Below are 6,356 nucleotides of genomic sequence, written 5' to 3' on the forward strand. Positions count from 1 at the left end.
CGGCAAGGCAAACGAGAGCGCGCTGAGCGCCAGAAGATAACGAAATGGCATGGTTCAGTCCTGTGGCTTTGTCTCTTTAAGTTTTATGGGTCCTAGAGAAACTACGCTGGGGTGGCGTATTGCTACGGAAGCAGTCAATCAATTTCTTCGCGGCTCCATAGAAGAGGGCATCTCAGAAGGCGCTAACCTTTGTACGCTCAGGCGTGCCTGTCGCTTTGAAACTCAGCGTTACTGTGCCGCGGGCTTGAGTGAGTGACCGCTGCGCTCATCGGATGGCACACAGGGTTTGAGTACCAGCCGATGTGGTTAGCGCATGTATGACAAACGGCTCCGATAAGGAGATTACAAAGATGGGCGGGAAGGAAAAATTAGACAGCTTAGAATTAGTCACCTTCTTGTCCTGCCTGTGGCACCTTCGCCCACAGTATTCAATGCTACTCAACCCCCTTTTACAAACGTTTTAGAGCAATTATTTTGCACCAAAAATTAATTTTACTTTGCCCACCTTTTGCTTCTATCAATCAGCGAATTTACGCCGTTTCAGGTTCCGGATCGAACCAAATTGCCCCTTGTTGCAGCGACCCTTCCATTACCCCACTCTGGGACCATTTGAACACAGCGGCGTGCTCCTTTCTCTAGGAGTGTCCTATCCTGCTTTCGAGATTACCTCCTCTGCTAACAGCTCGAAGTGCATACCATCTTTCTTATCCCTGTATTGTTGTCCCCAGCGGAAACCGAGAGCGTTCATGGCGATCGCCAGCTCCAATGGAATCGATTGAATTCCATACTGCGACCATTCCAGTAAATCTTTGCCATGTAACGCATCGAGTGCTTGTAGATGGGTAAAATTTTCGTCGGCTTTGATCGTGGTTTCGGCAGTTTTAACAATCTCCTGCTGAGTTTTGATCTCGGTTTGCAGTTGAGCGATCGCGGCGGTTGCTTGCTTATGAGCATCAGAATTGGGCTGGGCAGCTTGTTGAGCTGCTTTTGCCTGCTTCAGTTGCTTGTCTAGCTCCTTGAGGGCTTGCTGGGCTTCCTCAATCTGGTGCTTGAGGGCATTGTAGGGCGCGAGATATTGCTGTAACCAGGCTTTCAACTTGTCTGATGCTGCCGCTACTTTTTCATGCAGCCGAGTAACTGCCGCCGCATCACCCCAACTAATTGACGGTTCGATCGCCTTCCCAAAATCGAAATTGAGGTCGCGGACAACCCAATTCAGCTCATTGATGACGGCTTGTTTGGCGATGTATGGATTGCGGGAGCTATCAATATCGATCGCCAAACCGTAAGCGTGATTGCTCAGTTCTGCATCACTATCGCGGGTTAAACGGGGAACGAAGCCGACAACTTGTTGGATCATCGCGGCTACTTTGGTTGCCGTTCCAGGAGCTTGTTTATCCAGTTCTGACTCCAAATCATCTAGGCGATCGACGAACTCTTGATGCAGTCCACCAACAACGGAATGATCCAAGAACTTCGCTGTCTTGATTTTCTGGAAGATGGTTTTGGCTGGATTTTGATAGCCATCTTTGAACAGTGTTTCGCGGGTTGATCGATAGTTGTCGGCGGAATGAGCAAATCCTGCCCGGACGATCGACGGCAAGCCTTTGAACTCTTGCGTCACACGATGCAGATATCCTGCTTGTTCCAGCTCAACCAGATCAGTAATTTCCTGACGGACTGCTTCATTAACGGGTTGGCTGCTGGCGACTCGCGCATCCACAACGGCTTGCACGATCGCCTCGGTCGCTGTCGCCACATCGAGCTTCTGTTGAATTAGAGCTTTTTCCTGCGGATTGAGGGCGATCGCTTGTGTGACAGCAGAGGGCGGAGTAGCGGAGGGCTGCACCGCTTTTAACGTATTACGCAGCACTCCGTCAGTCAGCGCCCTAGTTGACGTGACTGAGTTGACCATTATCTTTCTCCTGAGCTTTGGGTTGTTCGGGTTTCGGTTGGGCGGCAGGTTGTGCCGGACGGTACATCAGGTCATACAACTTGGCAGCATCCTGGTCTTTGCTGGCGATAATTTGCATGGCGAGTTGCTGACGATCGATCTCTGCCTGTAATTGCGCGTTGCTGAGAATCTTGGCTTGCACGGTTTGATCTTGCAAGCCCTGCGAGTAGTCGTCCAATCCATTGCCTTGTCCCAGCAGTGCTTCCACCATCATGCCTTCGGTTCGCAGCACGTACTTGTTGGCTGCTAGGATGATTCCCGGTACTTGAATCTCAGTATCGGTAGCTCGATCGCGATAGGTGGAAACGTAGTCCTTCTTGGCGCGCAGATAGCGGAAGTTAGGAATTTCCTGACCTCGTTCATCCAAGAAAACTTTCTCTTCTATAAAGCTATGGCGCTGATCCTGGTAGTCGAAGACATTCATCAACTGGCGCAGAATCGCATTTTTCACCTCCGATCGCTTCTCCAGCAGAACGACTTGCTTCAGCAGGCTATCAAGTTCCGGTAGCGACACTTCCTGGTAGACATTTTCTTCCTTGCCGTTGATTTGCTCAACTCGGAAGAAACCCACTCGTACATCCACTAGATGCAGCAGGGTAATGAATTCCTGGTTCATTTGCCGGAAGACGAAGTTGAGGGTGCGGCTGACGTTGATGTTTTCCACTTCTCGCTCGATCGCCGTTTCTTCTCCAGTCTGTTGGCGCACTTCGTAAGCCGTGTTCACCTGCATTTCGCGTTTGGCAGAAGCACGATCGGCTTGCTTGCGAGTGGCATTGGCAACGTTCTTCGCAAATTCTTCTCTGGCACTATTCGAGTTACCACCCAGTTCGCCACTAATAGTCGCGCTACCCCAACCCCAGCTTGCTTTCGCGGAGGCTCCTACCTTATACATTTTGCTTTCTTGGTAGTTCTTCTGGTTGGAGTGTTCGTTCGCCATCAAAGTCTCAAATTCTTCCACTCGTTCATCGGTGACAGAATCGAGAATACTGGCGGCACTCTTAGCGCTTTCTTCGGTACGGGTGTAGGTTTTGATGCTGATGCGCGTCTTTTCACCGGGCAACAGCGAGAAGGTTTTGATCGTTCTGCCTGCACCATAATTGCCCAGGTAAGACGACAGCTGATAACTCTCCACCAGAATCAGGCGGGTCAAGCGAGACACAATATCCGGCATCAGAGTGACGTTGACACCAACTGTCGCATCGTTGGCATTGCCTAAACTATCAGTCGCTCTGGCTGTGATGGTGAAGAAACCAGAATCGGTAATCAGCAAATTCGCTGACCAGCTTGACCAATCATTACCGTTTTTAGGACGAGCACTGCTAGGAATTGGGTTGCCGTTGAGAAAAAGCTGCACAGAGGCTACGCCGCTAGGATCACTGGCGCTGCCTTCTACCGTGACAGTCGCTCCACTAAACACACCATTGATTTTCGCGTTTGCTGCCGGACTGGTGATAACGATCGCGGGTCCTGTACGATCAGCAGGTGGTGCAACGTTCACGGTTACATTGATGGAACTGGGGGCAGTGTTACCTGCGGCATCGGTTGCCCGTACCGTAATCGTGTGGGAACCAGGAGCCAGAGAGATCTGCTTGCTCCAGGCAGACCAATTGCCTGCGGCTTTCGGATCAACCTGCACATACTGGTTATTGTTGTCTACCATTAACTCAACCAACTGCACCCCTTTGTTATCGGTGGCTGTACCGCTAATGCTAATGGGCACGGAGTTGCTGCCTGTAGGAGCCGTAACAGTTGTGCCATTTGGGGGAGAGGCGATCGCCACCACAGGAGCAATGCGATCGGGCTGTTCCAGGCTGACATTCACAGTGATAGACTTCACATCCGATTCGCCACCCAGCGCCACCGCTTGCACTTGGATGGGCAGACTGCCAGAGTTGGTAGCCCGTGCGGCAAACGACCAACTGCTGCCATTCAGTGTTGCCGTTTGATACTCCCCATTGCCTACCTTCACCAGCACTTGAGAAATTCTCACACTGGTAGAGGGTCGTCCGGCAATGTAACGCCGCGCTGAGGCTGTTCCAGAGATAGTGAATTGTGCACCCGTGGCGGATCCCAAAATCGTTTCGTTGTTGGTGGGAGCAGTGATGTTCACCGTTGCTGTCACAATCTGTTCAATTGGTTCAGGATCTGGTTCACGCGGATCGCGATCTCGCGGGGGGAGCATTGATGCGATCGGTGTCCGGTTGTCAGCCATTTCTCCGGAGACACCATCACCCATTGTTTCCTGTTCAATTCCCTCGTCAATGAACTCCGGTAAATGCTGATCCGGTACAAACGGAGGAGTTTTAGTTTCTAGTCGTTTATCAACGTAGGTGTACTTGACCTTGCCGGTTGTGGAATGATAAAGCGCCAGTTGCTTACCAGCTTGTGCCATCATCACGACTTCGTCTGGATCAAGATTTTGCAGTTCTGTGCTGAGTGGATCTTGAATCATCGCCAATTGTTGCACCAGTTCAGCCTTGACTTGTGCAGCAGTTACTTCGGTTGGAGCAACGGATGCCGCCCGCAGGGAAGTGGCTGTCAGAGCATTCATCTTGGCAGTCGGAGCTTTGGGCGGAATGAAATAACTGTCAGGAATTTGCAAATCGATGAAGTTGCGACCGCTGTGAGAAGTAGCTTCTGGTACGTTATAGCTAATTACAGGAGCAACACCACCTGCTTGCAGTTTAATCATAGGTTCCTGGCTAGTTTGCATATATCGAAAACCTTAAAAGAGTGGAACAAAAATTGACGAGCGCTTCATGCGCCACGGTGAAAAAATGCACCATGGCGATGTTCAGTCATCCCAATGCTCATCATCCCAATGCTCATAAGTGAGATGAGTCTTGGGTCGGCGCTGGCTACAGAGTGCTGAGGACCGAATGCTGAGGATTAAGTCAGCACTCTGTAGCCAGCATTTGGGGGATTGGTATCACTTAATATTTCTTGAGCAGAAAGTCTCAGTAGACCAATTGAATCGCTCGATTAGAAAGTGTAAATGCAGTTGTGTAGAGCATTGAACGTATCCCTGAAGCGATTAGCTTTGGAGTTCTTCAACGGGTTGTATCTGCTCTCCGGAACAGGATACTGTTCTTATCCAGTTGGGTGAACCCGATTGGGTGACTTCTGCAAATTCCAGGTGAAGAAGGGGCAACGGTAGCGAAGCTGCATCCAAGTGCCACGTGATAGCTAAAAGCTTTATCCTGTAAGGGTTTTAGAAAAAATTCGTACTTTCGCCTCAACATACCTAAGAAATGGTTGTAAACCGGGAAGCTGCAATGGTGACTCATAGCACCATGCGGTTACAGGCCACAGTATGACCACCCGCCAACCATCGAAAACCGGAAAGTTCCCGTTCGCCGTGCGAACGCCACGTATTGCAGTCGGGAATATCTGTCAGAAACAGCGGTTACGGCGATGATGGCGGCAGCGGCACTTATCGGTCGTCATGGCATACGTGACGTCACTTTGATACTGGTCGCTTACCGCCACGGTTTGCGTGTCTCCGCACTGGTCAGCTTGCGTTGGGAGCAGGTTGATCTGCAGCAAGGGCTGTTGCACGTCACGCAGCTGGAGCACGGCATCGCTTCGGTACATCTCTTACGCAGACCAGAACTGCATGCGCTGCACCGTTTGCAGCGGGACTACCCAGAAACCGCCTACGTCTTTGTCAGCGAGCGCAAAGCACCACTGACCACTGATGCCATACGCAAGATCGTGGCGCGCGCCGGGCATCAAGCTGGTCTAGAGTTCCCGATCCACCCGCATATGCTGTGACACGCCACCAGCTATAAGCTGGCTAACGGCGGACGGGCAGGATGCGCGGACGATCCAGTACGACCTTGACCATCGCAATATCCAGCACACCACCTGCTATACCCAACTGGTTTCAGACCGCTTCAAGCATTTCTGGCACGATGTTCCATCGTGCGAGTTGATGGAATTTTCTGGGGTATGGGCTTACCCCCCCTATACTGCGAAACTGGACTACTTTTGAACAGTTACATCACACTGCAGAGCGCACAAGACCTGCTGCGCTCGTTCTTCCCTACGGCTGAAAGCCGCTTTTAACGTTGCACTGCTGCTGCGGAAGTAACGGACGAGCTTCAGCCAGCGATGAAGTCAAGTGATGAGTGGGTCTGTTTCTGACTTTGCTTGCATTGAGAAACCAAAGAGCATGAACCAAGCTCAGAGGCGATTTCAGGCTTAGCATTATTGTTGCTCCCATAGCGACGGGAATACCGTGACCCTTTTACAAGGCAAGTGCGAGCGCAAAGATCACGGCACAAACTAAACTGAACGCTGCCATTAACCCCGCAGGCATGACTTTGTGGGTCTGACGAAAGCGAAGCGCAAACCGGATCGAAAGGGCGATCGCTAGAACCGTGGCTAGGGTCATACCGAT

At 51.2% G+C, this 6,356-nt stretch carries 4 protein-coding genes; 2 read left to right on the forward strand and 2 right to left on the reverse strand.

All coding sequences use genetic code 11. From position 1 onward, the window contains the following. Window positions 1-49: 49 nt before the first annotated feature. On the forward strand, window positions 50-256 hold the full coding sequence (locus H6F86_RS26750) for a hypothetical protein (RefSeq protein WP_190453035.1): 207 nt from the start codon (window positions 50-52) through the stop codon (window positions 254-256). Between the two features lie 390 nt (window positions 257-646). Here the strand turns inward: H6F86_RS26750 and H6F86_RS26755 are convergent, their stop codons facing one another. Together H6F86_RS26755 and H6F86_RS26760 are read right to left on the reverse strand one after the other, a co-directional pair. After that, a complete protein-coding gene (locus H6F86_RS26755) occupies window positions 647-1,915 on the reverse strand; it encodes a M15 family metallopeptidase (RefSeq protein WP_190453038.1) in 1,269 nt (422 codons plus the stop codon). After that, window positions 1,890-4,646, reverse strand: a complete 2,757-nt coding sequence (locus tag H6F86_RS26760) for an Ig-like domain-containing protein (protein WP_190453041.1) — start codon at window positions 4,644-4,646, stop codon at window positions 1,890-1,892. Before H6F86_RS26760 ends, H6F86_RS26755 begins: the two co-directional genes overlap by 26 nt. Window positions 4,647-5,368: 722 nt before the next feature. Between H6F86_RS26760 and H6F86_RS32565 the strand changes: the two genes are divergently transcribed. Beyond that, complete coding sequence (locus H6F86_RS32565; protein ID WP_242033717.1) at window positions 5,369-5,728, forward strand: tyrosine-type recombinase/integrase; 360 nt, start codon at window positions 5,369-5,371, stop codon at window positions 5,726-5,728. Window positions 5,729-6,356 lie beyond the last annotated feature (628 nt).

It is taken from the genome of Phormidium sp. FACHB-592 (genome assembly GCF_014695795.1).
Taxonomy (GTDB): domain Bacteria; phylum Cyanobacteriota; class Cyanobacteriia; order Leptolyngbyales; family Leptolyngbyaceae; genus Stenomitos.